This window comes from Micromonospora endolithica (assembly GCF_003626595.1).
In the GTDB taxonomy this organism is placed as follows: Bacteria; Actinomycetota; Actinomycetes; order Mycobacteriales; family Micromonosporaceae; genus Micromonospora; species Micromonospora endolithica.
The window spans coordinates 1-3,382 of sequence record NZ_RBAK01000032.1 but is presented as its reverse complement, the minus strand read 5'-3'; the positions used below and the strand labels follow the sequence as shown (position 1 = coordinate 3,382).

Here is a 3,382-nt window from a genome sequence, read left to right as displayed (position 1 = left end):
TTGTCCGGCGGTGTCCTACTCTCCCACACCCTCCCGGGTGCAGTACCATCGGCGCTGGAGGGCTTAGCTTCCGGGTTCGGAATGTGACCGGGCGTTTCCCCTCCGCCATGACCGCCGTAACTCTATGAACATGTCAACCACACCCGGGATCGTCACAGGGTTGTCGCTTGTTCAGAGTTGCACAGTGGACGCGTAGCAGCTTGGTAGTCAAGTCCTCGGCCTATTAGTACCGGTCAACTGAACCCGTTACCGGGCTTACATTTCCGGCCTATCAACCCAGTCGTCTAGCTGGGGGCCTTACCCACCCAAAGGGTGGTGGGATACCTCATCTTGAAGCGAGCTTCCCGCTTAGATGCTTTCAGCGGTTATCCCTTCCGAACGTAGCTAACCAGCCGTGCCCCTGGCGGGACAACTGGCACACCAGAGGTTCGTCCGTCCCGGTCCTCTCGTACTAGGGACAGCCCTTCTCAAGTATCCTACGCGCACGGCGGATAGGGACCGAACTGTCTCACGACGTTCTAAACCCAGCTCGCGTACCGCTTTAATGGGCGAACAGCCCAACCCTTGGGACCTGCTACAGCCCCAGGATGCGACGAGCCGACATCGAGGTGCCAAACCATCCCGTCGATATGGACTCTTGGGGAAGATCAGCCTGTTATCCCCGGGGTACCTTTTATCCGTTGAGCGACACCGCTTCCACATGCCAGTGCCGGATCACTAGTCCCGACTTTCGTCCCTGCTCGACCTGTCAGTCTCACAGTCAAGCTCCCTTGTGCACTTGCACTCAACACCTGATTGCCAACCAGGCTGAGGGAACCTTTGGGCGCCTCCGTTACCCTTTAGGAGGCAACCGCCCCAGTTAAACTACCCACCAGACACTGTCCCTGAACCGGATAACGGTCCGAAGTTAGATACCCAAATCAACCAGAGTGGTATTTCAAGATTGCCTCCACCCATACTGGCGTATGGACTTCACCGGCTCCCACCTATCCTACACAAGCTAATTCAGATACCAATGTCAAGCTATAGTAAAGGTCCCGGGGTCTTTCCGTCCTGCCGCGCGTAACGAGCATCTTTACTCGTAATGCAATTTCGCCGGGCCTGTGGTTGAGACAGTGGGGAAGTCGTTACGCCATTCGTGCAGGTCGGAACTTACCCGACAAGGAATTTCGCTACCTTAGGATGGTTATAGTTACCACCGCCGTTTACTGGCGCTTAAGTTCTCCGCTTCGCCCCGAAGAGCTAACAGGTCCCCTTAACGTTCCAGCACCGGGCAGGCGTCAGTCCATATACATCGAATTACTTCTTCGCATGGACCTGTGTTTTTAGTAAACAGTCGCTTCCCCCTGCTCTCTGCGGCCATACAACGCTCCACCCGCGCGGGGCTTCACGTCTCCGGCCCCCCTTCTCCCTAAGTTACGGGGGCAATTTGCCGAGTTCCTTAACCACAGTTCGCCCGATCGCCTCGGTATTCTCTACCTGACCACCTGTGTCGGTTTGGGGTACGGGCCGCTAAGAACTCGCTAGAGGCTTTTCTCGGCAGCATAGGATCACTGACTTCACCTGAATCGGCTCGGCATCACGTCTCAGCCTTCATGCACCGCGGATTTGCCTACGGTACGGCCTACACGCTTACCCCGGCACAACCACCGGCCGGGCTCAGCTACCTTCCTGCGTCACCCCATCGCTTGACTACTACCCGCCAGGTTCCCACGCTCCCCACCATTGACCCGAAGGTCGCCGGCGGTTCGGGTGGTTAGCACAACGAGGTTCATCAGGGACGCTCTTTCGCGGGTACGGGAATATCAACCCGTTGTCCATCGACTACGCCTCTCGGCCTCGCCTTAGGTCCCGACTCACCCAGGGCGGATTAGCCTGGCCCTGGAACCCTTGGTCATCCGGCGGAAGGGTTTCTCACCCTTCTTTCGCTACTCATGCCTGCATTCTCACTCGTGCCGCGTCCACAACTGGGTCACCCCGCTGCTTCACCCCCGGCACGACGCTCCCCTACCCATCCACACACCTGCACAACACATCAAGGCGTTGCGTGGTTAAAATGTGAATGCCACAGCTTCGGCGGTGTGCTTGAGCCCCGCTACATTGTCGGCGCGGAACCACTTGACCAGTGAGCTATTACGCACTCTTTAAAGGGTGGCTGCTTCTAAGCCAACCTCCTGGTTGTCTATGCGACCCCACATCCTTTTCCACTTAGCACACGCTTAGGGGCCTTAGCTGGTGATCTGGGCTGTTTCCCTCTCGACTACGAAGCTTATCCCCCGCAGTCTCACTGCCGCGCTCTCACTTACCGGCATTCGGAGTTTGGCTGATTTCGGTAAGCTTGTGGGCCCCCTAGACCATCCAGTGCTCTACCTCCGGCAAGAAACACGCGACGCTGCACCTAAATGCATTTCGGGGAGAACCAGCTATCACGGAGTTTGATTGGCCTTTCACCCCTAACCACAGGTCATCCCCCAACTTTTCAACGTTGGTGGGTTCGGCCCTCCACGCGGTCTTACCCGCGCTTCAGCCTGCCCATGGCTAGATCACTCCGCTTCGGGTCTAGGACACGCGACTGAATCGCCCTATTCAGACTCGCTTTCGCTACGGCTCCCCCACACGGGTTAACCTCGCCACATGCCACTAACTCGCAGGCTCATTCTTCAAAAGGCACGCCGTCACCCCGCAAGGCTCCGACGGATTGTAGGCGAACGGTTTCAGGTACTATTTCACTCCCCTCCCGGGGTACTTTTCACCATTCCCTCACGGTACTCGTCCGCTATCGGTCACCAGGAAGTATTTAGGCTTACCAGGTGGTCCTGGCAGATTCACGGCAGATTTCAGGAGTCCGCCGCTACTCGGGAACACCCACAGAAGACCAGCAACTTTCACCTACCGGACTATCACCGTCTACGGTCAGCCATTCCAGACTGTTCGACTAATCACTGGCTTTGTAACTCCTCGAATGCGTGTCAGCACACTCAGCAGGGTCCCACAACCCCGACTACGCAACCCCTGACAGGTATCACACGCAACCGGTTTAGCCTCAATCCGCTTTCGCTCGCCACTACTCACGGAATCACTATTTGTTTTCTCTTCCTACGGGTACTGAGATGTTTCACTTCCCCGCGTTCCCTCCATACACCCTATGTGTTCAGGTGCAGGTGACACCACATGACTGGTGCCGGGTTCCCCCATTCGGACACCCTGGGATCACAGCTTGGTTGACAGCTCCCCCAGGCCTATCGCGGCCTCCCACGTCCTTCATCGGCTCCTGGTGCCAAGGCATCCACCGTTCGCCCTTGACAACTTGACCACAAAGATGCTCGCGTCCACTGTGCAATTCTCAACAAACGACCAACCCACAACCCTCACGCCCCACACC

Annotated in this window: 2 rRNA genes; both read right to left on the bottom strand. The window is 57.1% G+C overall.

The window, feature by feature from the left end:
- Positions 1–2: 2 nt before the first annotated feature.
- Positions 3–119 (bottom strand): 5S ribosomal RNA (rrf, locus tag D7223_RS32310).
- Between the two features lie 84 nt (positions 120–203).
- Positions 204–3,313, bottom strand: a 23S ribosomal RNA gene (locus D7223_RS32305).
- Positions 3,314–3,382: the final 69 nt, after the last annotated feature.